This is a genomic window from Pseudomonas nicosulfuronedens (assembly GCF_005877905.1).
Classification (GTDB): Bacteria; Pseudomonadota; Gammaproteobacteria; order Pseudomonadales; family Pseudomonadaceae; genus Pseudomonas; species Pseudomonas nicosulfuronedens.
In genome coordinates, this window is sequence record NZ_SWDV01000009.1 from 15989 (window position 1) to 41763 (window position 25775).

16 protein-coding genes are annotated in these 25775 nt (G+C 66.8%); 11 read left to right on the forward strand and 5 right to left on the reverse strand.

Annotation, left to right across the window (positions count from 1 at the left end; genetic code table 11):
• The first annotated feature begins 47 nt into the window (after positions 1–47).
• The 7 genes from recC (at position 48) to FAS41_RS09240 (ending at position 17452) form a co-directional block, all read left to right on the forward strand.
• Positions 48–3515, forward strand: a complete 3468-nt coding sequence (recC, locus tag FAS41_RS09210) for an exodeoxyribonuclease V subunit gamma (protein ID WP_138521460.1) — start codon at positions 48–50, stop codon at positions 3513–3515.
• Positions 3512–7186, forward strand: a complete 3675-nt coding sequence (gene recB / locus FAS41_RS09215; protein ID WP_138521462.1) for an exodeoxyribonuclease V subunit beta — start codon at positions 3512–3514, stop codon at positions 7184–7186. Before recC ends, recB begins: the two co-directional genes overlap by 4 nt.
• The gene (gene recD / locus FAS41_RS09220; protein WP_138521464.1) at positions 7183–9207 is read left to right on the forward strand and encodes an exodeoxyribonuclease V subunit alpha; all 2025 of its coding nucleotides are present in this window, start codon (positions 7183–7185) and stop codon (positions 9205–9207) included. The genes recB and recD overlap by 4 nt, the downstream gene beginning before the upstream one ends.
• Before the next feature lie 176 nt (positions 9208–9383).
• Positions 9384–12152 (forward strand): ATP-binding protein, encoded by a 2769-nt coding sequence (locus FAS41_RS09225; RefSeq protein ID WP_425467706.1) that lies wholly within the window; start codon positions 9384–9386, stop codon positions 12150–12152.
• On the forward strand, positions 12131–13327 hold the full coding sequence (gene pvrR / locus FAS41_RS09230; protein WP_138521468.1) for a response regulator cyclic di-GMP phosphodiesterase PvrR: 1197 nt from the start codon (positions 12131–12133) through the stop codon (positions 13325–13327). Before FAS41_RS09225 ends, pvrR begins: the two co-directional genes overlap by 22 nt.
• A 142-nt stretch (positions 13328–13469) precedes the next feature.
• Positions 13470–16709, forward strand: coding sequence for a hybrid sensor histidine kinase/response regulator (locus FAS41_RS09235; protein ID WP_138521470.1), 3240 nt, complete (start codon positions 13470–13472; stop codon positions 16707–16709).
• A 92-nt stretch (positions 16710–16801) separates the two neighbouring features.
• On the forward strand, positions 16802–17452 hold the full coding sequence (locus tag FAS41_RS09240) for a response regulator (protein ID WP_138521472.1): 651 nt from the start codon (positions 16802–16804) through the stop codon (positions 17450–17452).
• A 91-nt stretch (positions 17453–17543) separates the two neighbouring features.
• On the opposite strand, the gene FAS41_RS09245 is transcribed toward FAS41_RS09240, so the two are convergent.
• The 5 genes from FAS41_RS09245 to FAS41_RS09265 all read right to left on the reverse strand — a co-directional run bounded on the left by FAS41_RS09245 (position 17544) and on the right by FAS41_RS09265 (position 23595).
• A complete protein-coding gene (locus FAS41_RS09245; protein ID WP_138521474.1) occupies positions 17544–18263 on the reverse strand; it encodes a fimbrial biogenesis chaperone in 720 nt (239 codons plus the stop codon).
• On the reverse strand, positions 18253–19626 hold the full coding sequence (locus tag FAS41_RS09250) for a fimbrial protein (RefSeq protein WP_138521476.1): 1374 nt from the start codon (positions 19624–19626) through the stop codon (positions 18253–18255). The genes FAS41_RS09245 and FAS41_RS09250 overlap by 11 nt, the downstream gene beginning before the upstream one ends.
• Positions 19623–22214, reverse strand: coding sequence for a fimbria/pilus outer membrane usher protein (locus FAS41_RS09255; RefSeq protein ID WP_138521478.1), 2592 nt, complete (start codon positions 22212–22214; stop codon positions 19623–19625). Before FAS41_RS09255 ends, FAS41_RS09250 begins: the two co-directional genes overlap by 4 nt.
• Positions 22198–22950: a fimbrial biogenesis chaperone gene (locus FAS41_RS09260; protein WP_138521480.1), complete on the reverse strand. Its 753-nt coding sequence runs from the start codon at positions 22948–22950 to the stop codon at positions 22198–22200. Before FAS41_RS09260 ends, FAS41_RS09255 begins: the two co-directional genes overlap by 17 nt.
• A gap of 99 nt (positions 22951–23049) precedes the next feature.
• Positions 23050–23595 (reverse strand): fimbrial protein, encoded by a 546-nt coding sequence (locus FAS41_RS09265; protein ID WP_138521482.1) that lies wholly within the window; start codon positions 23593–23595, stop codon positions 23050–23052.
• Between the two features lie 255 nt (positions 23596–23850).
• Between FAS41_RS09265 and FAS41_RS09270 the strand changes: the two genes are divergently transcribed.
• Genes FAS41_RS09270 through FAS41_RS09280 form a run of 4 tightly spaced genes read left to right on the forward strand, consistent with a single transcriptional unit; the run spans position 23851 to position 25751 of the window.
• Entirely contained in the window at positions 23851–24219 is a 369-nt protein-coding gene (locus FAS41_RS09270; RefSeq protein ID WP_138521484.1) for a YciI family protein, read from the forward strand.
• Positions 24220–24259: 40 nt separating this feature from the next.
• The gene (locus FAS41_RS09275) at positions 24260–24790 is read left to right on the forward strand and encodes an SRPBCC family protein (RefSeq protein WP_138521486.1); all 531 of its coding nucleotides are present in this window, start codon (positions 24260–24262) and stop codon (positions 24788–24790) included.
• A gap of 29 nt (positions 24791–24819) precedes the next feature.
• Positions 24820–24972 (forward strand): hypothetical protein, encoded by a 153-nt coding sequence (locus tag FAS41_RS30810; protein ID WP_171049470.1) that lies wholly within the window; start codon positions 24820–24822, stop codon positions 24970–24972.
• Entirely contained in the window at positions 24969–25751 is a 783-nt protein-coding gene (locus tag FAS41_RS09280) for a DUF899 domain-containing protein (protein WP_138521488.1), read from the forward strand. Before FAS41_RS30810 ends, FAS41_RS09280 begins: the two co-directional genes overlap by 4 nt.
• Positions 25752–25775 lie beyond the last annotated feature (24 nt).

Below are 25775 nucleotides of genomic sequence, written 5' to 3' on the forward strand. Positions count from 1 at the left end.
ATCCCCGGCGGGCGCTCCCAGTTGCCCGCTCCGCACCAGGAGACACGATGAGCGAGCAGCGACTGACCCCCGGCCTGATGGTGATCCACGGCAACCATCCGGAAGCGCTGCGCGACCTGCTGGTGCAGTGGATGAGCCTGCACCCGCTGGCGCCGCTGGAGAACGAAGTCATCCTGGTGCAGAGCAACGGCATTGCCCAGTGGCTCAAGCTGGCGCTGGGGCGCGATGTGGAGGAGGGTGGCTGTGGTGTCACCGCCGCGCTGGACGTGCAACTGCCCGCGCAATTTCTCTGGCGTGCCTACCGTGGTGCGCTGGGCCGCGATGAAATCCCCGAGGTCTCGGTGCTCGACAAGGGCCCGCTGACCTGGCGCCTGATGCGCCTGCTGCCGACGCTGCTGGAGCGCGACGAGTTCGCCACCCTGCAACGCTTCCTCGCCGACGACGCCGACCTGCGCAAGCGCCACCAGCTGGCCGAGCGCCTGGCCGACCTGTTCGACCAGTACCAGGTCTACCGCGCCGACTGGCTGGAGGACTGGAGCCGTAGCGTCGATCAGTTGCGCCTGGCCAACGGCAGCGTACGCGAGCTGGACGCCGACAATCGCTGGCAGGCCGCCCTGTGGCGCTCGTTGCTCGACGATGTCGGCCCCGAAGGTTTGGCCACCAGCCGCGCCGGCGTTCACGGGCGTTTCATCGCGAAACTGAAAAACGCCGAGAGCCTGCTGCCGAACCTGCCGCGCCGCGTGGTGGTGTTCGGCATCTCCGCCATGCCCGCGCAGACGGTGGAAGCCCTCGCCGTGCTGGCGCGCCATGCCCAGGTGCTGCTCTGCGTACACAACCCCTGTCGTCATCACTGGGCCGACATCGTGGCCGACAAGGACCTGCTGCGCCACGAGTACCGCCGCCAGCGCCGCCGCGCCGGCACCCCGGAGCTGCTCAGCGACGACCAGCAGCACCAGTACGCCCAGCCTTTGCTGGCCGCCTGGGGCAAGCAGGGGCGCGACTACATCAACCTGCTCGACCAGTACGACGATCCGGAAACCTACCGTGCGCGCCTGGGCGCGGTGAGCAATGGGCGCATCGACCTGTTCAGCGAAGTGGAACCGGGCAGCCTGCTCGGCCAGCTGCAGGACGATATCCTCGAATTGCGGCCGATCAACGAAACCCGCGAACACTGGCCGGCGGTCGACCCGCAGGCCGATGACTCGGTGCGCTTCCACGTCGCCCACAGCGCCCAGCGCGAAGTGGAAATCCTTCACGACCAGCTGCTTGCGCGCTTCGATGCCGACCCTACGTTGCGCCCGCGCGACGTGATCGTCATGGTCCCGGACATCAACCCCTACGCGCCGCATATCGAAGCCGTGTTCGGCCAGATCGCGCGCGACGACAGACGCTTCATTCCCTACACCCTGGCCGACCAGGGCCAGCGCGGCCGCGAGCCGCTGCTGGTGGCGCTGGAACACTTGCTGCGGCTGCCCGACAGCCGTTTTGCGGTGAGCGAAATCCTCGACCTGCTGGACGTCGCCGCCGTGCGTGCGCGCTTCGGCCTGGCTGACGCCGACCTGCCGCTGCTGCGCCGCTGGATCGACGGTGCCGGTGTGCGCTGGGGGCTCGACGGCCAGCAGCGCGAACGCCTCGGGCTGCCGGCAGCCGCCGAAGCCAATAGCTGGCGCTTCGGCCTGCGGCGCATGCTGCTGGGCTTCGCGGTAGGCGAGGGCGAAGCCTTCCAGGGCATCCAGCCTTATGCGGAAATCGGCGGGCTCGACGCCGCCGCCCTCGGTCCACTGGCCGGGCTGCTTGGTGCGCTGGAGAACGCCTGCGACCTGCTCGCCGAGGAAGCCGATGCGGCGACCTGGGTGCAGCGCCTGCGCAGCCTGCTGGAAGACTTCTTCCGGGTCACCGACGACCACGACGAACTGCTTCGCCAGCAACTGCTGAACCTGCTCGAAGGTTGGCTGGAAACCTGCGGCTACGCGGGCTTCACTGACCCGCTGCCACTCTCGGTAGTGCGCGAGGCCTGGCTCGGCGGCCTGGATGCCGGCGGCCTGAACCAGCGCTTCCTGGCCGGCGCGGTGAGCTTCTGCACCCTGATGCCGATGCGTGCGATTCCCTTCCAGCTGGTCTGCCTGCTGGGCATGAACGACGGCGACTACCCACGCCCGCAATCGCCGCTGGACTTCGACCTGATGCGCAATGACTACCGCCCCGGCGACCGTTCGCGCCGCGAGGACGACCGCTATCTGCTGCTCGAAGCGCTGCTCTCGGCGCGCCGCCAGCTCTACGTCAGCTGGGTTGGCCGAAGCATCCGCGACAACAGCGAGCGCCCGCCGTCCGTGCTGGTCGGCCAGCTGCGCGACCACCTCGCCGCCGGCTGGCACGGCGCCAACGGCAGCGACCTGTTGCACGGGCTGACCCTGGAGCACCCGCTGCAGCCATTCAGCCGCGCCTACTTCGCTGCGCCTTCCGGGCAGGGCATCGACGGCCTCTACACCTATGCTCGCGAATGGCGCGACGTGCACCGTGAGCACGACGGTGAGACGAACGACGCGCCGCTGTCGCCGCTGGTGCTGGACGCCCCCATCGGCCTGCGCGTGCTCTCGGACTTCCTCGCCAACCCGGTCGGCGCCTTCTTCCTGCAACGCCTGAAGGTGCGCTTCGGCGAGGAGCAACTGACTGGCCAGGACGAAGAGCCCTTCGAGCTGAACGGCCTGGACGTCTGGCAATTGCAGTTCGAACTCTGCGAACGCCTGCGACCCTGGGTGGAGCAGCATTGGCAGGATGAGCAGCTAGCTGTGCAACTGACCGGCCAAGTGGAGCGCCTGCGCCGCGAGGGCCGGCTGCCGTTGGCGGCCTTCGGTGACTTCTCCGCCCAGGCGCTGGTGGCGCCGCTGCACGACCTGTTGGCCCGCTACCGTGAACAACTGGAGCATTGGTCGCAGGTGGAAGACGAACAGCGTGAGCTCCACCATGAGCATGCCGGCATCGAACTGGCCGACTGGCTCGGTGGTTTGCGCCGCAATGCCGACGGCCAGCTCGCCAGCCTGCAGCTGGTCAGCGGCAAGCTGCATGAAGGCAAGGGCTACAAATGGCATGGGCTGGTGCGCCCGTGGGTGCGTCACCTCGCGCTGCAACTGTGTGGTGAGCCGGTGACCAGCGTGCTGGTCGGCCTGACTGGCACCCTGGAATTCCCGCCGCTGCCGGCGCAGGAGGCACGTGCCGAGCTGGATGCGCTGCTGGATGCCTGGTTCCAGGGCATGAGCCGCCCGCTGCCGGTCGCCTGCAAGGCGGCTTTCGCCTGGCTGGCCGCCGGAGAGGACGAAGAGCGTGCCGCCCGTGAAGCCGCGAAGCGCTACGACGGCGGCTTCAACCTGAGCGGCGAGGCGGCGTCTTCGGCAGCGCTGGCGCGGGTCTACCCCGATTTCGCCGCGCTCAACGCCAGCGAGGAATTCGCCGCCTGGGCCGAGGCCTTGTACGGGCCGTTGTTTGCAATTCTGCAGCGCAAGGAGGAGGCCGTATGAGCGCCGTCGAGCTCAATCCCCTCGACTTCCCGCTGCACGGCAGCCGGTTGATCGAGGCCAGCGCCGGCACCGGCAAGACCTTTACCATCGCCTTGCTCTACGTGCGTCTGGTCCTCGACCACGGTGGCGAGCAGGCCGCGTTCGGCCGGCCGCTGAGCCCGCCGGAAATCCTCGTGGTGACCTTCACCGAAGCCGCGACCCAGGAACTGCGCGAGCGTATCCGTGCGCGCCTGGGCGAGGCTGCGCGCTGCTTCGCCGAGCCCGAGCAGAAGCACGACGGTCTGCTGGTGAAGCTGCGCGACAGCTACGCCGCCGAGCGCTGGCCCGGCTGCGCACGCCTGCTGCGTCTGGCCGCCGAATGGATGGACGAGGCCGCGGTCTCCACCATCCACAGCTGGTGCTACCGCATGCTGCGCGAGCACGCCTTCGACAGCGGCAGCCTGTTCACCCAGGACCTCGCCGCCGACCAGAGCGAGCTGCTCGCCGAAGCCGTGCGCGACTACTGGCGACGCAACTTCTACCCGCTGGGAGTGGCGGCGGCCAACGCTGTGCGCCATTGCTACGCCGGCCCCGAAGCACTCGCCCGCGCACTGCAACCGCTGCTGGCGGCGCAGGAGGCCGGCTTCCGCTACGCCGACCAGCCGCTCAGCGCACCGGTTTCGCTCAGCGAACTGCTGGAAACCACCGGCCAGTTCTACGACGAACTCGATGCCGCCGAGAGCCGCGCCCGTGAAGCCTGGGCGGCGGATCGCGAGGGTGTCGCCGAGCTGCTGCGCAACCTGCGCGGCGATCTGAACGGCAACAGCTACCGCGGCAAGGATGACGATGCCGTCTTTGCCGGCTGGATCGAGGCACTGGATGCCTGGAGCGAAGGCGCCGATGCGCCGGACAACCTGGCCAAGTTCGGCCAGTCGCGGATCAAGGTGAAGGCCAAGGCCGTGGTGCCGGAGCACCCCGCACTGCAGGCCATCGACGCCTGGGTCGAGCGTGCCGAGCAACGCCCGGAGATCGCCCCGCAACTGTTGCTGCACGCCCTGGGCGAAGTGCGGCTCAACCTGGAAGTGGAGAAACAGAAGCGCGCCGAACTGGGCTTCGACGACCTGCTGGTACGCCTTGATCGCGCGCTGGCCGGCAGCGCTGGCGAACGCCTGGCCGAGCGCATCCGTGAGCAGTTCCCGGTGGCGCTGATCGACGAATTCCAGGACACCGACCCGCTGCAGTACCGCATCTTCGAGCGCGTCTACCGCATCGGCGAGAACCCGCGGAGCCTCGGACTCTTCATGATCGGCGACCCCAAGCAGGCGATCTACGCCTTCCGTGGCGCCGACATCCACACCTACCTGCGCGCCCGTGCCGCCACCGCCGGGCGGCACTACACGCTGGGCACCAACTACCGTTCCACGCAGGCGATGGTCAACGCCGCCAACCGCTGTTTCCTGTTCGCCGAAGGCCATCAGCGCGGCGCCTTCCGCTTCGCTGTGGAAGGGCAGGAGAACCCCGTGCCCTTCCTTGAGGTGGGCGCGCGTGGCCGTGACGAAACGCTGCTGCTCGAAGGCAGCGAAGCGCCGGCCATGACCTTCTGGCAACTGGATAACGATGGCCAGGTCTGCGGCTCCACGCTGTACCGCCAACAGATGGCCGAGCGCAGCGCCAGTGCCATCCAGCGCTGGCTGAGTTCCGCACAGAGCGGTTTCCGCGACGCCGATGGCCAGTGGCGCGCGTTGCGTCCGGCGGACATCGCCATCCTCGTGCGCGGTCGCAGCGAAGCCGAAGCCGTGCGCGGCGAACTGGCGAAACGCCGACTCGCCAGTGTCTACCTGTCCGATCGTGACTCGGTGTTCGACAGCCCCGAGGCCGTCGACCTGCTGCACTGGCTGCGCGCCTGCGCCGACCCCGGCGATGACGGCGCCCTGCGTATTGCCCTGGCGACCCGCAGCCTGGCACTGGACTGGGCGACGCTGGAGCGCCTGAACCAGGACGAGCGCTTCTGGGAAGACATGGTGCTGCGCTTCCGCGACTACCGGATGCTCTGGCAACAGCAGGGCGTGCTGCCGATGCTGCGCCGCCTGCTCGCCGATTTTGCCCTGCCGGCGCGCCTGCTGCGCGAGACCGATGGCGAACGCAGCCTGACCAACCTGCTGCACCTGGCCGAGTGGCTGCAGCGCGAGGCCGTGGAGCTGGACGGCGAACATGCCCTGCTGCGGGGGCTCGCCGAACAGCTGGAGAGCCCTTCCAGCGAAGAAATCCTGCGCCTGGAAAGCGACGCCGACCTGATCAAGGTGGTGACCATCCACAAGTCCAAGGGCCTGGAATACCCGCTGGTGCTGCTGCCCTTCATCTGCACCTGGCGCGAGCTGGACGGCAAGAGTGGCACGCCGCCGAGCTTCCAGTCCGGCGAGTCGCGGGTGGTTGAACTGTCCCGCGACAAGGAGCTGGCCAGGGCCGCCTTCCAGCTGGCCAACGACGAGCGCCTGAGCGAGGACATGCGCCTGCTCTACGTGGCCCTGACCCGTGCGCGCCACGCCGTGTGGCTGGGCATGGCGCCGCTGGTGATGAGCAACAGCAAGAACCCCGAGTTGCACAAGGGCGCCATGGGCTACCTGCTCGGCGGCGGTAACGCGCTGGGTGTCGAGGAGGTGGTCGCACGGCTGGGCGAATTGCAGGCCGGCCACGCGGAAATCGCCCTGGAGCCGGCGCCGGAAGTCGGCACCGAGCTCTTCGTTGGCCAGCAGGCCGGCGACCTGGGCGCGGCCCGCGAACCACGCCGCCGGGTGGCGGAAAAATGGTGGATCGCCAGCTACTCCGCGCTGGCGACGCTGGCCACCGAGGACGACAGTGACATCGCACCCGCACCGGCCGCCGACGAACCCATCAGCGCCGGCGAAGACCTGCTGCGCGAGAGTAGCCTGGAAGAACACCGCGAACTGGAGGCCGTGCCTGCACCCTTCAGCCTGCATGCCTTCCCGCGTGGAGCGAACCCCGGCAGCTTCCTCCACGGCCTGCTGGAGTGGGCTGCCGACGAAGGCTTCGACGCCGACGAAGAGCAGCTGCGCGACCAGATCGCCCGGCGATGTGCCGTGCGTGGCTGGGAAGAGTGGATCGAGCCGCTGACCGGCTGGCTCGGGCAGTACCTGCGTACGGCATTCCATGTGCCTGATGCGGCGCCGGTCAGCCTTGGCGGGTTGACCACTTTCCAGAAGGAAATGGAGTTCTGGTTCTCCACCCGCAATGTCGACAGCCAGCTCCTGGACGCCGCCGTGATCCGCCACACCCTCGGTGGCGTGGCGCGTCCGACACTGCAGGCCAACCTGCTCAACGGCATGCTCAAGGGTTTCATCGACCTGGTGTTCGAGCACGAGGGCCGCTACTACGTGGCGGACTACAAATCCAACTGGCTGGGCGCCGACGACGAGGCCTACACGCGAGGCGCGCTGCGCGAGGCGCTGCTGGAGCACCGCTACGACCTGCAGTACGCGCTCTACCTGTTCGCTCTGCACCGATTGTTGCAGGCGCGCCTGCCCGACTATGACTACGACCGCCATATCGGAGGCGCGATGTACCTGTTCCTGCGCGGCAGTTCCTCGGCAACCCAGGGTATGTACCTGGAGCGCCCACCGAAGGCGCTGATGGACGAGCTGGACAGCCTGTTCCGCGCGGAGGTGCCGGCATGAAGAGCCCCGCCCAGATGCTCGAACTGATCGGCCGCTGGGCCGAACGTGGCTGGCTGCGCGAGCTGGACCGCGCCTTCGCGATCTTCCTTGTCGAGCGCGCACCGGATGCCAACCCGCTGCTGATCCTCGCCGCCGCCCTGGCCAGCCACCAGCTCGGCCGTGGGCATGTCTGCCTCGATCTGGAAGCGACGCTGGCCGACAGCCGCTTCGCCCTGTCGTTGCCCCCTGAAGGCGACTCGGCCAAGGATGCGCCGGAGCTGCCCGGCGTGCTGCTGGACGGCATCGATCTCGACGCCTGGCGGGGCGTGCTCAACGATCCGCGCCTGGTCAGCAACGGGCCCGGCGAGACGCCGCTGGTACTGGCCGGCCGCCGTCTCTATTTACGCCGCTACTGGCAGTACGAGCGCGAAGTGCGTGCCGGTATCGATCAGCGGCTGCAACAGGGCGATGCGCTGCGTGCCGCGTTGCCCGCTGCCCAGTTGCGCCAGGCGCTGGATGCCCTGTTCCCGAAGAAACCTGGCGCGCCGGCGGACTGGCAGAAGCTCGCCTGCGCGCTGGTTGCCGGCAACGCTTTCGGCATCGTCACTGGCGGCCCCGGCACCGGCAAGACGACCACCGTGGTGAAACTGCTCGCCCTGCTGCAAAGCCTGGCGCTGGGGGAGGGCGGGCGACCACTGCGTATCCGCCTCGCCGCGCCCACCGGCAAGGCAGCCGCGCGCCTGAACGAATCCATCGCCGGTGCGGTGCAGCGCCTTGATCTCGCAGGGCTGGCCAACGGCGAGGCCGCGCGCGCGGCGATCCCAACCGAAGTCACCACACTGCACCGCCTGCTCGGCAGCCGCCCGGACAGCCGTCAGTTCCGTCACCACGCCGGCAACCCGTTGGCGCTGGAGCTGCTGGTGGTGGATGAAGCCTCGATGGTCGACCTGGAAATGATGGCCTCGCTGCTTGCCGCGTTGCCGCCGCGCGCACGCCTGATCCTGCTCGGCGACAAGGACCAGTTGGCCTCGGTGGAAGCCGGCGCGGTGCTCGGCGAGCTGTGCAGCCGTGCCCGCGAAGGGCACTACCGCCCGCTTACCCGCGACTGGCTGGAGGCGGTGACCGGCGAACAGATCGACCCTGCGCTGCTGGACGCTGCCGGCAGCGACCTCGACCAGGCTGTGGCCATGCTCCGTCACAGTCACCGCTTCAGCGCCGACAGTGGCATCGGCCAATTGGCCGATGCGGTCAATGGCGGCGATATCCCGGCCCTGCGCCAGGTCTGGAAAGCACAGCATGAAGACCTTGCCCGCATCGTCGTGGACGCCCAGGAGACTCGTAGCCTGCGTGATCTGGTGATCGATGGCGGGCGCGGCGGTGACCTGTTCGGTCCGGTTGGTTACGCCCACTACCTGCGCGTGGTCAGCGGCTCGCGTCCGGCGGACAACGCCGGTCAGGCCGAGTTGGATGCCTGGGCGCGAAAGGTGCTGGAAGCCCATGGGCAGTTCCAGTTGCTCTGCGCATTGCGTCGCGGCCCCTGGGGGGTGGAAGGGTTGAACACCCTGATCGGCGAGTTGCTGCAACGCGAGGGACTGATCCCCACTGCGAATGGCTGGTTCGCTGGGCGCCCGGTACTGGTTACCCGTAATGACTATGGCCTGGGGTTGATGAACGGCGACATCGGCATCACCCTGGCGCTGCCGCAATCGGCCGACGACGGCTCGGTACGCTGGGTGGCGCGGGTGGCCTTCCCGGCGGGCGACGGCACCGACGCCATTCGCTGGATCCTGCCCAGCCGCTTGCAGGCGGTGGAAACGGTGTTCGCCATGACCGTACACAAGTCCCAGGGTTCGGAGTTCACCCACGCTGCGCTCCTGCTGCCCGACAGCCTCAACCCCATTCTCACCCGCGAGCTGGTCTACACCGGCATCACCCGCGCACGGAAATGGTTCACCCTGGCCAGCACCGGGCGCGGCTGGCAGGTACTGGAGGCCGCGACCGAGCGGCGCGTGCAGCGCGCCAGCGGCTTGCTGGATGGCTGATGCCCCGGCACGACAGGCGCCGTTGCGCGGTTGCTCGCGTTTCCACACTTTTTAGATTTGTCTGATGTCCCATCGGTCAGCTTTTCGCCAGGCTGGCGGGCATGAAACTCAAGCAGTTCCTTCGCCCCCAGGATTCGTCCTTTTCCACCCCGAAGGCGGCCCGAAAGCTCCTTCGTATGCTGGCCTGGGTGGTGATCGCCTGCCTGTTCTTCACTCTCAGCCTGTTCCTCGCTGCGACCGTCAACAGTGAGGTGTCGCAACTGCGCCGGCAGATGAATGCCGCGATGTACGAGGCCCAGGACTACCTCGGTCAGCGGGAGCTGCTGCTGGAGCACATCAGCCGCGGTGTGACCTGGAAAGTCCGCGAGCCGCTGGTCCAGTGGCGCCAGCTGGGCGTGCCGGTGCCGCCCCACGAGCAGGTATTCGTGACGCTGGGCGAACCCGGTTCCGGCTGGAGCCTGGCGCTGTCCGGGCGCGACTTGTCGGAGATGGAATCCAAGCGGCTGAACCTGATTTATGTCTCTTCTGCGCCGGAGCGCTCCGTCACCCGGCTATATGGGGCGCCGGCGCTCAATGCGGTGGTCCCTCCGTCGGTGCTGGAGGCGCTGGGACAACCGGGGACGCCGAAAGAGGAGCAGCAGGTCCGCTGGCTCGCTGACCCGACCGACCCGCAGGCCAGGCAATACCTGTTCACCCGCGTGACCAGCGAGCAGGACAACGGCTGGCTGGGGCTGGAGCTGTTCGGCGCCGACCTCGCCGCTGCGTTCGGCGTGCCCGAGGCGGGCCGTTTCCTGCTGCTGGATCACGAACATCGTGCTGTTCTCGGCAGTGCGGTGACGCCGCAACTCGGCCTGCAGTTCAGCGACTTGTGGGACGGCGACAACTTCGCCTTCAGTGGTCCCGGCCCGCTGCCAAGCCACCTGGCGTTGCTCAAGCATCTGGGTAGCTCCGACTGGTCACTGATCTACTACTTCAATCTTGCCGACCTTCTGCTGCCGATATGGCCCAGGCTGTTCGCCTCCCTGGCTTTCTTGCTGGTCTGCTCGCTGCTGATCTGGGGCATGTGCCGGCGCATCAATCGGCGCCTGATCGAGCCAGCGCAGCACCGGCTCAATGCTCTGGTGGAGAACGAAGGCTTTTCCCGCGCCATGATCCAGACGGCGCCAGTAGCACTCTGTGTACTGCGCCGCAACGACGCCGAGGTGGTGCTGGAAAACCGCCTGGCCCAGCAATGGCTGGGCAGTGGCGATGAGCGGCGCTACTGGAGCCACGGCTGGCTGGAGCGGGGTTTCAGCAGTGGTGAGGCAGGTGGTTCGGAGGAAGTGGAAACCCATACTGGGCGGCACCTGTACCTGAGCTATACACCGACCCGCTACAAGGGCGAGGAGGTGCTGTGCTGCGCCTTCAGCGATATCAGCGCGCGCAAGCAGACCGAGGCGGCACTGGCCGAAGCCAAGCACCTATCGGACACCGCCAACGAGGCCAAGACCCTGTTCCTGGCAACCATGAGCCACGAGATCCGCACGCCGCTCTACGGGGTGCTTGGCACCCTCGAGCTGCTCGGCCGTACGGCACTGGATCACCAGCAGTCGGGCTATCTGCGCGCCATCCAGCGCTCGTCCTCGACCCTGCTGCAACTGATCAGCGATGTGCTCGATGTGTCGAAGATCGAAGTCGGCCAGTTGGGCCTGGAACCGGAAGAGTTCTCGCCGCTGGAGCTGACCCTGGACACGGTCCAGTCCTATGCTGCCAGCGCCCGCGCCAAGGGCTTGCAGATCTATGCCTGCTGCGATTCGCAGATGCCCGAGCGGATGCTGGGCGATGCCACGCGCATCCGCCAGATTCTCAACAACCTGCTGAGCAACGCCGTGAAGTTCACCGACAGCGGCCGCATCGTCCTGCGCGTCCGTGCCGAACATGGCGCGGATTGGCACGACATCGTGCACTGGCAGGTGGCTGACACCGGCGTCGGTATCCCTGAGGATCAGCAGGAGCATCTCTTCGATGCCTTCTACCAGGTGTCGGGGCATGCCCGCGTGGCGGGTGGAACGGGCTTGGGCCTGTCGATCTGCAAGCGGCTCACCGAATTGATGAACGGCCAGTTGCGGGTGGTCAGCGATGTCGGCCTGGGCAGCAGCTTCTCGCTGAGCCTGCCGCTGCAGTGTGTGGACCGCCGTTCATCCACCCCGCCGCTGCGCGACTCGCTGGTGTGGGTGCATGCACCGACCCGTGAGCTGGCCCAGAGTCTCTGTGGCTGGATCGAGCGCTGGGGCGCCCGGGCGCAAATGGCCAGCACCGAGCAGACTTTCGAAGAAGACAGCACCGGGGTGCTGGTGGATCTGCGCTTCAATCCCAGCGATCGCCGGCCGTTGCCGGCCTGGCAGGGGTGCCGGGTGGTGGTGTCGGACCTGGGGGGCGAACAGCCGCGCCAGGAAGGTTGCGACTGGCACGTCGGCCGCTACAACCTCGAGGGCCTGTGCCGTGCCGTGGCGGCGGCGCAGGGCTGCGTGGACAGCGACGCTTCGCGGCTGACCGACACGCTGCCGGACATCGGCCTGGGCCTGCGCATCCTGCTGGTGGAGGACAACCCGATCAACCAGTTGATCCTGCGCGACCAACTGGAAACCCTGGGCTGCCAGGTCGAGCTCGCCGCCGACGGCCGGCAGGCGCTGGCACGCTGGCAGCCGGAAGCCTTCGACGTGGTCCTGAGCGACGTCAACATGCCCCATCTCAACGGCTACCAGTTGGCCGCGGCCCTGCGCCAGCGCGGCTACCGCGGGCCGATCATCGGCGCCACCGCCAATGCCATGCACGAGGAAAACGAACGCTGCCTCGCCGCCGGCATGAATCTCTGCCTGCTCAAGCCGGTGGACCTGCGCACCCTGCGCCAATGCCTGATCAGTCTGCCCAAGGAGGTGCCGCCATGCGACGTCAGCGAATCCTGATCGTCGAGGATCAGCCCTTCCAGCGCGAGTACCTGCTCAACCTGTTCCGCGAGCAGGGCGTGGAGCACCTGCGGGCCGCCGAGGATGGCGCCGAGGCCCTGCGCTGGCTGGAGCAGGAGCGCTTCGACCTGGTCGTCAGCGACCTGATGATGCCTGGCCTGGACGGTGTGCAGCTGATCCAGAAACTGGCGGCGCTGGAGCAGCCTCCATTGCTGGCGATCATGAGCTCGGCTTCGCGCCGGTTGATGGGCAGCGCCTGCATGGTAGCGCGCGCCCACGGCATTACCGTGCTCGAGCAGATCGCCAAGCCGGCCCGCGCGCCGGTCATTCGCCGCCTCCTGGAGAAGCTCGTCTCGCGCCTGGAGCGCGAGGAACAGCGCGAAGCACCGGCCATCGCCGTGCCGACCCGCGAGGAGCTGCTGCAAGCCCTGGAACGCCGGGAATTCCATGCCTGGTACCAGCCCAAGGCGTCGCTGATCGATGGCCGCATCGTCGCCGCCGAGGCCCTGGTGCGCTGGCAGCATCCGCAGCACGGTGTGCTCAGGCCCGGCAGTTTCATGGGCGCGCTGACTGCGGCGGGCCTGGACGAGGCGTTGCTCTGGGTGATTCTCGATCAGGCGTTGCAGGCCCAGGCCGACTGGGCGCAGCTGGGCTTTCGCCTCTCGGTGGCAGTCAACCTGCCGACCCACCTGCTGGATGATCCCGAGCTGCCCGATCGCCTGGCCGAGTTCGTCGCCGAGCGCGGTGGCGCACCGGCGCACATCGTCTTCGAACTGCTCGAATGCAGCAGCACGGCGACCCCGGCGAACTACTACGCCGGCACCTGCCGCCTGCGCATGAAGGGCTTCGGCCTGGCCCAGGATGACTTCGGCCAGGGCTACAGTTCGCTGTACAACCTGGTTTCCACCCCGTTCACTGAGCTGAAGATAGACCGCGCCCTGGTGCATGGCTGCGTGGATGACGAAGGCTTGGCGGCGGCGCTGGAGAGCATCGTCAAGCTGGGGCGGCAACTGGGACTGGAGGTGATTGCCGAAGGGGTCGAGCATCCCGATGAGCTGGCCTTGCTGCGCCGGCTCCGTTGTGACTGCGCCCAGGGCTATCTGTTCTCCAGGCCGGTGCCTCCGGAAGTGTTCACCCGGCAGCTGCTCCAGGAGCGGCCAGCCAAGGCTTATTGATTTACAGCAGGTCCGACGTCAATGCCCGGGCGAGCGTCGGCTCGCCGGGTGCGTTCGGCTCGCCTGAACCCGCACTCACATCTACAGTCTGCTGGTATCCGGCGGGCCTCCGCCGCCACTTTCGTGACACCGGATACTTCGCATGAAGGAACATGACAACGGCTCGATTCGAAAACTGGCCAGCACTTCGGTGCGCCTGAACGTTGTGCTGCTGTGTGCCGTTTCCCTCGCCCTGATGCTGGTGGGCGCTTTCTACTGGGCGCTCGGCCGGGTAGTGCAGGAAGAGCGCGACAAGGTGCATTTCCACTTCACCCGGCTGGTGGGGGACATCCACGAGCACGAGGCGTTTCTCGACCGCGTCGCCCAGCAGAGCGATGAGTCCACCCAGCGCCAGGACCTGGACGTGATTCCGTTGCAGCGGCGCATGCTGAGCCGTGAAAACGGCATGGAGATCCACGAGGGCCGGGAATTCTCCTTCGCCATGTCCTTCACCCTGGCACAGCTGATGCGTCCCAGCCCCCAGGAGCAGCCCGGGACCTTTTCCTTCGGCGTAATGCTGGCGAATTTCTACAGCAGCTACTGGAGCACCTCCTCCTTCCCTTCGCCGCAGGTCCTGGTACTCGACCTGCAGGGGGCCACCAGCCTCGCCGTGCCCTCGATCGGAAACTTCCGCGGACAACGGCCGCTGACCCGGGGCAACTACCTGCGGGTCATCGAGCGGGTGCGCAAGGCGCTGGAAGCGCGCTCGCCCAAACGCAGCGACACGCAGGTGCACTGGACGCAGGCGCAGCCCTATACGGGCGGGTCGACTCGCGAGCTTCTGGCCTATGTCAGCCTCGACCTGCCCGATGCCCTATGGTGGGAGTCCGACCTGGACCGGCGCGTCGTCGCCGTGTCGCTGCTGGACCTGGGGCGTATCAATGATCTGGAACAGGTGCTTGATCGGCCTGTGTTCGACGAACTGGAACTGATCGCTCCGGACGGCCAGGTGCTGATCGACTTTCCTGGCGGCGAGAAGGATTACCAGGATGGCCTGAACTTCAGCGCCGACGGCCTGGTGTTCAAGGCTCGCAGCGAATTCAAGGGGGGCTGGACGGCGCTCTATCGCCTGAGCTATGCGAGCTTCTTCCGCTATGCCAAATGGCAATTCCTCGGCGGGCTGGTGCTGATTTTCGGTAGCCTCGCCGGTGGCTGGTTCGCCATTCGCTGGTACTCGCGGCGAGTGATCAAGCCTGCGCGCCGTGCGCATCTGGATATAGTGGAAAGCGATGCCTTCAGCCGTGCGGTGATCCAGACTGCCCCGGTGGCGCTCTGCGTGTTGCGTCATGGCAGCCACCAGGTCGTGATGCAGAACCGCCTGGCCGAGCAGTGGCTGGGCGACGCCGAGGCCATCACCCGCATCAGCCGTGACTGGGACCTGAGTGGCAGGATCGGCGAAGTGGATGGGGAGCTGGTTTTCGAGGTGGAGGGCCGGGCACTGCATGCGAGCTTCGCGCCGACCCGTTACCGGGGCGAGAACGTGGTGCTTTGCGCCTTCAATGACATCAGTGCGCACAAACAGGCGCAGCAGATGCTGGCCGACGCCAAGCTCTCGGCGGATGCCGCCAGCGAGGCGAAGTCGGTGTTCCTGGCCACCATGAGCCATGAGATCCGCACGCCACTCTATGGTGTGCTGGGGACCCTGGAACTGCTCGGGCTGACCGAGCTGACCCGCCAGCAGCGCGATTACCTCGCCACCATTCAACGCTCGTCCTCGACTCTGTTGCAGCTGATCAGCGACATCCTCGACGTGTCCAAGATCGAGGCCGGGCAGATGGCCCTGGAGGCGACGGAGTTCAACCCGCTGGAGCTGGCCGAAGACGTCGTCGCCGGCTACGCCGGAGTGGCCGAGGGCAAGGAGCTGCAGCTCTATGCCTGCATCGAGGCGAACGTGCCTGGGTTGGTGCGAGGCGATGCCGCACGCATCCGGCAGATTCTCGCCAACCTGTTGAGCAATGCGCTGAAGTTCACCGATATCGGCCGTGTGGTGCTGCGCTTGCGTATCGTGGCTGACGAAGCGGGCGAGATGGCCTTGCAGTGGCAGGTGACGGATACCGGTATCGGCATGTCCGACATTCAGCAGCAGCGGTTGTTCGAGCCCTTCTACCAGGCCCATGGTCATGAGCACACGGTGAGCGGCACCGGGCTGGGCCTATCGATCTGTGCGCGGCTGAGCCACTTGATGGGTGGCCAACTGCGCGTCGTGAGCGAGACCGGGCTGGGCAGCAGCTTCACCTTCACCCTGGCCCTGCCGGTGCTCGAACGCGTCCAGCCGCTGGCAGACGGTACATCGCTGTTGTCGCAGCCGGTGTATGTGCGGGCCCCGGTGAAGGAGCTGGCGCAGAACCTGGCTAGCTGGATCGATTGCTGGGGAGGATTGGCGATGGTCCAGGATGAGCTGCCGGCGGACGTTCCCACCGGTGCGGTGCTGCTGGACCTGCTCGAATCCGGCGACGAGCCGGCGTGGAGCGGCCGGCGTGTCTGCGTCCTGGCCGATGCCGGTATTCAGCCGCTGGCGTCGGCTCAAGGATGGGAGGTCAGCCTCTACCACCTGGCCGGCATTGCCCAGACCCTGCGTCTGGCGCAGCAGGGCGGAGGTGGCGAGACTCGCCAGCCGCCGCGGGCATCCCGGCTGGGCAAGCTCGGCCTGCGGGTGCTGGTGGCCGAGGACAATCCGATCAACCAGGCGCTGCTCAAGGAGCAGCTCGAGGAGCTGGGCTGTCGTGTCACCCTCACCAGCAATGGCCGTGAGGCCTTGCAGCGCTGGGCGCCCGGCGCCTTCGATGCGCTGTTGACCGATGTGAACATGCCGGTGATGAATGGTTACGAGCTGGTGGGCGAACTGCGCCGACACGATAACTGGCTGCCGATCATCGGGGTTACCGCCAACGCGCTGCGCGAAGAGGGCGAGCGGTGCATGGCGGTGGGCATGAATGCCTGGTTGGTCAAGCCGATGAGCTTGCGCACCTTGCATGACGGCTTGCTCAAGGTCTGTGGCCACGCCCTGCCGGGCGAGGCGATCCACGCCGAGGGCCAGGATGAGGACCGGGCTTCGGTGGACGATCGCCTGGAAGTGTCGGAGAAAATGCGTGACCTGTTCCTGCGCACCATGCGTCAGGACATGCAGGGCGTCAGCCAGGCCCTGCAGGACAATGATCTGGCGACCGTTCGCCAGCACGTCCATCGCCTGCGCGGAGCCCTCGCAGTGGTTCGCGCCCACGGGCTGAGCGATGCCTGCGGGGCGGTGGAAGAGGCACTGCTGGCCCAGCCTGCCGGGCGGGAGCTGAGCGCAGCGGTGCACGCGTTGATGGGACGAATCGAGGCGGCCTTGGCCAGTCTCTGAGAGCTGCCCCCGATCCAGGGCTACTCTGAATGAAGGTCGTGCCCTTCCGGGGCCGGCCAACGAACGCAAATGTTGGGACTCAAGAAGAACTCATGGAAAAAGTCAGAGTGGTAGTAGCGGACGACCACCCCATCGTGCTGATGGGGGTTCGCGAGGTGATCGATCGGGATGATCGCTTCGAAGTGGTCGGCGAGGCGCACAACTCCAGCGAACTGGTCGCGTTGTACCGCGAACAGCGGCCTGCCATCGTCATCACCGACTACAACATGCCTGGTGACCAGACCTATGGCGATGGCATCAAGCTGATCGAGTTCCTGCTGCGCAACTTCCCCGATACGCGCATCCTGATCCTCACCATGCTGTCCAACCCGCTGATCCTCTCCAGCCTGTACGACCTGGGCGTTTCGGGGGTGATCCTGAAGAATGGTGACCTCAACGAGATCCTCGTGGCGCTCAAGGCGTTGTCCCAGGACCGCATCTACCGGGGGCCGGGCATGCAGTCCTCGAGCAGCGTGCTGTCCAGTGGGGACGATGTGGAGGGGCGCATCGCCAGCCTGTCGGTAAAGGAGTACGAGGTACTACGACACTTCGTGTCGGGGATGAGCGTGCGCGACATCGCGCTGCTGCTGAACCGCAGTGTGAAAACGGTGAGCGCGCAGAAGATCTCTGCCATGCGCAAGCTGGACGTGGATACCGACCAGGCGCTGCTGACGTTCTGCGTGATGGCCAATCTGTTCCAGTAAGCCCTGCGGCGTGCATTCCCGGCAGGAACGGGCCCTGTCCGAGATCGCCTGCAGGGTGCGCCCTCGCAGGCACGCTCCTTGACTTCGGACGTCAATGCAGTGGCGCAGAGTCCTGCTGACTGTTCCCGCCATCGTCGATCCACAGGTAACGTACTTCGTCACCGCTTGACGGCAACGGCCGGGTTGGCGACAGCGTGCGTTGCGAGAACGGCGGCAGCAGTTCGGCTGGTAGCGGTGAGCCGGTGTTGCCCTGGCGTACCTCGGCGCCGGCCAGGGTGATGAAATAGGCGGTGGGATTGTCCACCTGCACCGCATTGCCAGTCCTTCGGAAGACCAGCTTGCGCGGGGCCTCCTCGGCGTCCTTCAGCAGCTTGTGCGGTCGATAGATGATCTTCATCTGCGTGCGCAAGGTGACGGTCAGGCGCGACTGTCCCTCAGCCAGCGGCTCGCCCGATTGCGGCGGAATCTCGTAGAGGTTGAGCCAGTACAGCGACTCGCGGTCCGCGGGAAGCGCCTCGCCGGTATAGAGCAGGCGCAGGCTGCGCTGCTGGCCGGGGTTCAGGCGGAATACCGGGGGTAGAGGCATGATCGGTGCTTGCGCGGTCTGTGGCGCGGCGTCGAGATCGCCGTCGTCGACCCAGGTCTGCACGATGACCGGGTAGCTGTTCTGGTTCACCAGCGCCAGCGAAGCCTCGCGCTTGCCTTCGTCGAAGATCACCCGTGTGCGTTCGGCAGTGACACCGGCCTGCGCCTGCGCACCTGTCAGCAGCATCAGGCTGAGAAGGGTTGCACGCAGCCGCTTACTGCACACGGATCACCACCTGCGCGGTGGCTTCCACGCGGCCGGGCGTCACCGTGGGCATGCTGCCGAGGCTGAGCTTTTCCAGCCGGGCGCGGAAGGTTTCGCTGTACTGGGAGATACCGCCCACTTCACCGGTTTTGTTCGAGGCGTTGCCGATGACCGGGTACCAGCCACGCGCTTCGGCGTTGCTGCCGTTGGCGGAGTCCTCGTTGGCCAGCAGGTTCATCGTGCTGCCGTTGCGCAGCAGGCGAATACCCACACCCTGGGCCATGCCGGGTTCGCCGTAGCGGTCGGAGACCAGGTAGGACAGTCCGCCGCTGGCATTGACCAACCCAAGGCCGGAGGAAGCCGCCAGCGCCCCGGCCGAGACCTTGATGCCCAGCGCGGTGCCGCTGGTACCAGTCTGGCTGGTGCTAGGGGTGGTGCTGCTGAGTACGCCGCTCTGGCACTTGAAGTCGACCTGGAAGGGCATCTCGCGGCTCGCCCCGGCGTTGATCTCACCGATGGAAATTGATGGGAACACCACGTGCGGCGTGACGTTGGTGACGGCGCAGGTCGGGTAGCGCTTGAGTGTGACATCGCCATACAGTCCGATGGCGCCCGGCCAGTTGTAATGCCAGCCGCTGTAGTTGCCGTAGTGGGTCTGGCCGACGTTGGGATAGGCCAGCCCCGGCCCCTTGATGGCGATGTAGCCGGCGGGCTGGGTGCGGCCATACAGCTGCGATTTCGTATTCGGTGAGTAACCCTGGGTGCTTTCCAGCGGCGCCCTGAAGAGTTCGGCGCGCACCGCGCTGAGGTTCTTCGCCTTGACCAGCTGGTAACCGCGCGAGTCGATATCCAGCCCGCTCAACTGGCGCTCGCGCCAGACATCGGTGAAGTACTGGCCGGTTTCCACGTGGGTCAGGCGCAGCAGTACGTTGGGCCAGGCGGTGCGATAGGCGGCCTGCAGGCCGATGGAGTTGCCCACGCTGTCGCCGCCCTGGTACCAGCCGCTGTAGAGGTCGTCGCCGTTAGTGGAAAACATCTCGTATACCGCGTCTCCCGGCGCACAGCGGAAGAACACACGTTCGCTGTCGTAGCCGGCGGAGTTGCCATATTGGGTAATGGGTGACACGGCGCTGGCAATCAAGGTGCCGTCGGGCTGAAAGCTGGCATCGCTGACGTTGATTACGCTGGGCAGGCCGAGGGAGCCGTTGCAGGTATCGCAGGCGCCGTCGCCGGGCCACGCACCGGCCACGCCTTCACCAGGGCGGATCTGGTAAGTCAGGGTGGTGGTGGCGCTGCCCACGCCGGTGACCTTGTAGCAGGTAGCCCAGGCACTTGGCGCGAGCAGCAGGGTGAGCAGCGGCAGGCTGCGCAGGAGAGGGGTCATGAGGCCTCCGGTAGGCAGGTAGCCTGCAGGCGGATCAGTACCTGGTCGACATCGGCGCCCTTGAGATCATACGGCAGCAGACAGCCGTCTTCCGGGCGTTCGCCCCACTTCACGCGCAGTTGGCCTTTCTCGCCTTCCGCGCGGGCATAGACCTGGCCGCCCTGGCCGACCATGCCGATGTTCACGCCATTGCCATCGAGCACGTCGGCCCCCAGCGGCAACGGCTGGCCATCGGGCAGCCTGGCCTGGATCAGGAGCGGGTGGCCGGTGAGGGTCTTGAACTCGACATGCACGGCCGCGCCGGCGTAGGGGGCGATCTTGCGTTCGGTCTCCACCAGTTCGGCGTTCTCGTCGATGCCTTGCGGGTCGAGGCTGATCGGGTTGTAGCGGTAGGGCGAGAGCGAAGGCACGACGGCATAGCCGTTGCTGTCCACCCGCGCGCCCTGGCCGCCGCGCACACCGGCGCCGCTGGCGCCCTTGGCTTCCACCAGGGCGAAGGTGTCGCCGACGTAAGGCCCGAAGGTCAGGCCGCCGCTGTGAAGCACCGCTGCGCCGCGCATGCCGCCGTTGATCTGGCGGTAGCTGGAGCTTTCGGCGTAGCCGGCGTTGAAGGTGGCGACCGAGGTCTGCTGCTGCATGCTGCCGTTGAAATCTGTGCCCTGGCCTTCGCTGTCGCGCCCGGCGGAGAGGGCGTAGCTCAGGGTGCGGTCCTCGCCCAGGGTGCCGTTGAGGCCGGTCTGGTAAGTGCTGCCGCTGGTGTCGCCGCTACGCCGCGAGGCCATGGCGCTGAGGTTCGGTGCGCGGCTGGTGGAGCCCAGCGGCATGGAGACGCTCAGGGTCAGGGTGTTGTTACGGTTGCTGCCGTGTTGCAGGTTGTACTGCGGCGGCTGGGACGGGTCGTAATCGTCGTTCACGTCGCGGTACCAGGTGGTCTGCTGGCGCGAGTAGGAGAGGTTGTAGCTGAGCTGGCGCCAGATGTTGGAGTAGCCGACCTGCAATTGGGAGTCGCGGCTCTTGCCGTCGTAGTAGTCGGCGGTGGAGCCGGACAGGTAGAGGTTGCCGTACTGCCCCAGGCCCTGGTTGACCAGCAGGGTGAACTGGTTGCGCTGCTTGTAGCTGCTCGAGTCCCAGCTCTCGCCGTGGTCGTCGGCATCGCGGGCGGAAAGTGCGTCGCCCAGATCGCGATAGCCCTCGGTAGAGTAGCGGTAGCCGGCGAGGGTCAGGGTGGTCTGGGTCGGCTGGAAGGTCCGGCTGTAGTTCAGGCCGACGCGCCAGCCCTGCTTGCGCTGGTTGTTCTCCACCGTGGCGCTGGAGAAGGTGGTGTTCATGCCGAAGGCGCCGTAGGGCGTGGCCAGCACGCCGCCACCGAGCAGGGCCAGGTAGTCCTCGGCGACGCGGGCGCCGAGGTTGGCGGTGAGGGCGTTGGTCAGGCCGCGCTGGTAGGTCAGGTCGCCGAACAGATCGTTGCCGTCACCGTACTGGCGCGCCTGGCCGACCGTGGCGCTGTAGCGCGACAGGCCGGGACGCATGGATTCGGGCACGGCGGAAAAGGGCACGGAGAAGCGCGAGACGCTGCCGTCGGCCTCGATCACCTGCACGTCCAGATCGCCGTCGTAGGCCGTGCCGTAGAGGTCGTCGATGACGAAGGGGCCGGGCGCCACGGTGGTCTCATGGATCTTCCGACCATTCTGGCTGATCACTACCCGCGCATTGGTGTTGGCGGTGCCACGCACTTGTGGCGCGTACTGGCGCTGCGAGTCGGGCAGCATGCGGTCGTCGGTGGCCAGGCGCACGCCGCGATAGCCCAGGCTGCCGAACAGGTTGCCTTCGGTATAGCTGTCGCCCAGGGTCAGCTCGCTGCGTATGCCGGGCAACGCGCGTTGGGCATAGGTGCGGATGCTGTTCCAGTCACTGCGGGTGTTTCCCGCGTAGCTGGAATAGGTGTAGTTGGACTGGTGGCGCAGGCGCCACAGGCCGAGGTTCACACCGCCATTCAGGCCGAGGTAGCCGTAGTCCGAGTCACCGCCGCTGCCGGAGTCGTCGAAACTGGAGCGGTAGAGGTTGGCGTCGTAGTTGACGAAGCCCATGGTGCTGCCGGCGTCCCATTCCTCCGGGCTGACATAGCCGCGCGGCTTGATGTCGAGCAGCGCCTGGGGCACCGAGAGGTCCAGGCGCAGGCGCGCGGTATCGAGGTTCCAGGTCGAGTCGGGCAGGCGCTCGCTCAGCCAGTGGCAGATCCCCTGGTCGTCCTTGCCGGCCTTCGGGTCGGGGCGCGCACCCAGGCTCTGGCGCAGGAAACGCTCGCTGAAGCAGGGCTCGGCGCGCTCGCCACGCTGACGCAGTTCCACTTCGGCACGGGTGGCGTACTGACCGTTGAGATAGAGATCGACGTGGTAGGTACCGGGGTCCACCTGATCGGCGCGGTTGAATCGCTCCAGGCTGCCGCCGGCCAGTCCCGAGCCCATCAGCAGGCTGTCGTCGAAGCGATAGTCCGCATCGCCCTGGGCCAGGCCCGCGACCACCATGGTGAGGGTTCCGAGGGCGAAGGGCAGCAGCGGTCCGTGGTTGGCGTCAACGCGGCAGGTCATGGCGAAGTTCCACTCTTGCGCCGTAGTCGTTGATCAGCAGGGCGGACAGTCGCACGTTGCCGGCAGGCAGGGCGGAGGCTTTTTCCGCTCGCCACTGGGCCTGGCCCATGGGCGCGACCATGCTCGGCTGCAGCTTCCACTGGCGCTCGCCGACGCTGAGCGTCGCGCCGCCGAAGGAGGCGTGGTAGCCGGTGGGGTTCTCGACCTTCACGCTCCAGCCGTCACTGCTCTGCACCAGGGAGAAGCGCAGCTTCTCGGGCAGTTGCTCCGGGTTGCCGGCGATGGCCGCTGGGCGATAGAACAGCTTCAGGCGGTTGCGCAGCATCAGCAGCATCTGGTTCTGCTCGGCCTTGGCGGCGTTGCGTGGCGGAATCTGCAGCACATTGAGGTGGAACAGCGATTCGCGGTCCTGGGGCAGCCCGGAGCCGGTGTAGAGGATGCGCAGGGTCTGGCCGCTGCCGGGCGCCATGCGCGACACGGAAGGGTTGACCACGAAGGGGGCCTTGGCGGTGTCCGGCGTGGAGGCAGGATCGTTGACGTCGATCCAGGCCTGGATGACGTTGGGGAAACCGTCCTTGTTGGTCAGTTGCACGGTCTTCTCCCGGGCATCGCCGGGGTAGATGACGCGGGTGCCGGTGATCACCACGCTGGCCTGGGCGAGCGTGGCGGTGAAGGATGCCAGCAGGGCGAGCGCGAGCGTCGCCGCGCGGAGCGGGCGCAGTGGGAGGGCGTTCATCCGGTTCACCTGTCTTGTCGCATCGTTCGGGGCGTGATCACGCCTGAACGATGCTGTGCAATGCGAGAAGGCGGCACCGGGGGGCGGTGCCGCGGGGTATCACTCGTAACGCAGGGTGTAGGTCACCGAGCCGAGCACCGGGCCGGGAGTCACGGAGGTCGCCTCGGAGATGTACTGCACCGCGTAGTCGTAGCTGGCATCGGTCTGGCCGTCGGCCAGGACGATGTCACCGGCTTCTACGGCCGCGCCGCCAGCCAGGTTCACCGGGGTGCCGGCCGGACCATCGAGCAGTTGCAGGGCTACGCCGGTGGCGCCGCCCGAAGCGGTGTTGGTCAGGTTGCCGGAGGCGGTGGCGTTGGTGGCCTGGAACAGGGTGGTGAAGTGCTCGTCCGCACCACTGGGTGCGGCACAACCGGTCAGCTGCAGGGTGAAGCTGGTCTCGCCGGTGGTCTGGCCGACGGAGCCGTTCAGGGCGCTGACCGGCACGCTGTCGAGGATGACGGTCGGGTCAGTGTTGCCATCGACTACGGCCGAGCAGGTCTGGTCGGTCACTTCACCGCTGAAGTTGATGGTGTTGGCGGCGAAGGCAAAGCCCGGCACAGCGAGGGCGGCTGCGACAGCCAGGGCGGTTGCGTGAAGTTTCATTCTCTTGAGCTCCATGGTCAGGGTTTTTTTCCCACGGTTATCTTCCCTTCGCAGCGTGCGGAACTCTCTGAGACGAATCTGAAAACTCAAGCCCTCACCTGACGGGCGGCTCCAGGGCCGTGCCAGAGCCGCTCTTCACCGTCATGGGGTGGTGTTATCGGACTGCGCGCAAAAAACTTTCCCCAGCCTGTCGATTCCCGCCCGTGCGCTTCGACTATGAGGTAACTGCAAACGCACAGCGCCCCGGAGACGGCCATGAAGTACCTCTGTCTGATCTATGTGGATGACGAGCGCCTGTCGAGCCTGTCCGAGCCCCAGTATCGACGCCTGATGGACGAGTGCTTCGCCAACGACGAATACCAGCGGCGCGCCGGCCGGGTGCTTGCCTCGGAGGCGCTGGAAACGGTGGAGACCGCGACAACGCTGCGCCATGGCGCGGCCGGACTGTCGATCACCGATGGGCCGTTTGCCGAGACCCGTGAATACCTGGGCGGCTTCGTGCTGATCGACGCCCGAGACCTCAATGAGGCGCTGCAGATCGCCCAGCGGATTCCCAGCGGCCGCCTGGGCGCGGTGGAGGTCCGCCCGGTGCGCGACTGGGACCGTTACTTCGCCGGGCGCTGAGGCCCGGCTCTTCAAGTGATAACTACGTCAGGAGGATGTGATGCTGAAGTGGATCGGGTTGGTGGTGGTACTGGCCGTAGTGGTGGTCCTGGTGCTGGCGGCGAATCGCCCGGGCACCTTCCGCGTGGAGCGCACTGCGCGCATCCAGGCGCCGCCGGAAAAGGTCCAGGGCTATATCGAGGACTTCCACCAGTGGGGGCGATGGTCGCCCTACGAGAAGCTCGACCCGCAGATGCAGCGCAGCTTTTCCGGCGCCGAGAAGGGTCGTGGCGCAGTGTACGCCTGGTCAGGCAATGGCAAGGCGGGCGCCGGGCGGATGGAAATCGTCGAGAACGATCCCGGCAGCCGCACCACCATTGCCCTGGATTTCCTCAAGCCGTTCAAGGCCAGCAACACCGCCGAATTCACTCTGGTGCCGCGCGAGGGTGGCACCGAGGTGACCTGGGCGATGTTCGGCCCGGTGCCCTTCGTGGCGAAGATCATGCACCTGTTCATCGACGTGGACCGCATGGTCGGCAAGGACTTCGAGGCGGGCCTGGCCAACCTCAAGGTGCTGGCCGAGAAGGGCTGATGCAAGCCGCAACCCGAAGGAGGTGAGCCATGTGCCCTCTGTGCGTATCGACCCTGACGCTGGCCGTGACCAGCGTTCTTTCCGCCGGCGGCGTCAGCGCATTCGCCGTCACCCGCCTGCGCGGCAAGCGCCGCGTCCGGCCCCACGAGCAACGGGAGCTTCCCCAGGAGCGTGCGCTATGAAACTGGCCAACCAGGACTTTCCTCGCGTGGTCTCCCCGGCTGCCTGGCGGCAGGCGCGCATTCGCCTGCTGGAACAGGAAAAGGCCGCGACCCACGCCCGCGACGCGCTCAGCGCCCAACGCCGCGAACTGCCGGTGGTGCGCCTCGACAAGGACTACCGCTTCGAAGGCCCGCACGGTCCGCTACGACTGCTCGATCTGTTCGAGGACCGTCCGCAGCTGATTGTCTACCACTTCATGTTCCACCGCGACACGGGGCTGGGCTGTGAAGGCTGCTCCTTCCTCATCGACAATATCGGCCGGCTGGAGCACCTGCATGCGCGTGGCACCACCTTCGCCATGGTCTCCCGCGCGTCGCTGGAGGAGATCGCGCCGTTCCGCGCCCGCATGGGCTGGCAATTCCCCTGGTACTCATCGCTGGGCAGCGACTTCAACTACGACTTCCACGTCAGCGTCGACGAGGCCATCGCCCCGGTGGAATACAACTATCGTGACAAGGCAGAGCTGGAGCGCCTCGGCCAGGACTACCACGTACGCGGAGAGCAGCCGGGTATGAGCGTATTCCTGCGCGACGGCGAGCAGATCTTCCACAGCTACTCGACCTACGGCCGGGGGCTGGAGGCGCCGCTATTCACCTATCACCTGCTCGACCTCACCCCGCTGGGGCGCGGCGAGGGCTGGGGGGGTATGCCCGACTACCAGGGCAAGGGCCTGAACTGGACGCGCTTCCACGACGACTACGACCAAGTCCCGCCGCCGCACAGCTGCTGCGGTTCCTGATCCGCCATCAGAACGAGGAGAACC

Excerpts from the sequence above, each read along its gene's own strand:
- FAS41_RS30810 (WP_171049470.1), top strand. The coding sequence starts at position 24,820 with ATGTGCCCTCTGTGCGTATCGACCCTGACGCTGGCCGTGACCAGCGTT.
- FAS41_RS09225 (WP_425467706.1), top strand. The coding sequence starts at position 9,384 with ATGCTGGCCTGGGTGGTGATCGCCTGCCTGTTCTTCACTCTCAGCCTG.
- FAS41_RS09240 (WP_138521472.1), top strand. The coding sequence starts at position 16,802 with ATGGAAAAAGTCAGAGTGGTAGTAGCGGACGACCACCCCATCGTGCTG.
- FAS41_RS09265 (WP_138521482.1), bottom strand. The coding sequence starts at position 23,595 with ATGAAACTTCACGCAACCGCCCTGGCTGTCGCAGCCGCCCTCGCTGTG.
- FAS41_RS09275 (WP_138521486.1), top strand. The coding sequence starts at position 24,260 with ATGCTGAAGTGGATCGGGTTGGTGGTGGTACTGGCCGTAGTGGTGGTC.
- FAS41_RS09235 (WP_138521470.1), top strand. The coding sequence starts at position 13,470 with ATGAAGGAACATGACAACGGCTCGATTCGAAAACTGGCCAGCACTTCG.
- recD (WP_138521464.1), top strand. The coding sequence starts at position 7,183 with ATGAAGAGCCCCGCCCAGATGCTCGAACTGATCGGCCGCTGGGCCGAA.
- pvrR (WP_138521468.1), top strand. The coding sequence starts at position 12,131 with ATGCGACGTCAGCGAATCCTGATCGTCGAGGATCAGCCCTTCCAGCGC.
- recB (WP_138521462.1), top strand. The coding sequence starts at position 3,512 with ATGAGCGCCGTCGAGCTCAATCCCCTCGACTTCCCGCTGCACGGCAGC.
- recC (WP_138521460.1), top strand. The coding sequence starts at position 48 with ATGAGCGAGCAGCGACTGACCCCCGGCCTGATGGTGATCCACGGCAAC.
- FAS41_RS09270 (WP_138521484.1), top strand. The coding sequence starts at position 23,851 with ATGAAGTACCTCTGTCTGATCTATGTGGATGACGAGCGCCTGTCGAGC.
- FAS41_RS09250 (WP_138521476.1), bottom strand. The coding sequence starts at position 19,626 with ATGACCCCTCTCCTGCGCAGCCTGCCGCTGCTCACCCTGCTGCTCGCG.
- FAS41_RS09280 (WP_138521488.1), top strand. The coding sequence starts at position 24,969 with ATGAAACTGGCCAACCAGGACTTTCCTCGCGTGGTCTCCCCGGCTGCC.
- FAS41_RS09260 (WP_138521480.1), bottom strand. The coding sequence starts at position 22,950 with ATGAACGCCCTCCCACTGCGCCCGCTCCGCGCGGCGACGCTCGCGCTC.
- FAS41_RS09255 (WP_138521478.1), bottom strand. The coding sequence starts at position 22,214 with ATGACCTGCCGCGTTGACGCCAACCACGGACCGCTGCTGCCCTTCGCC.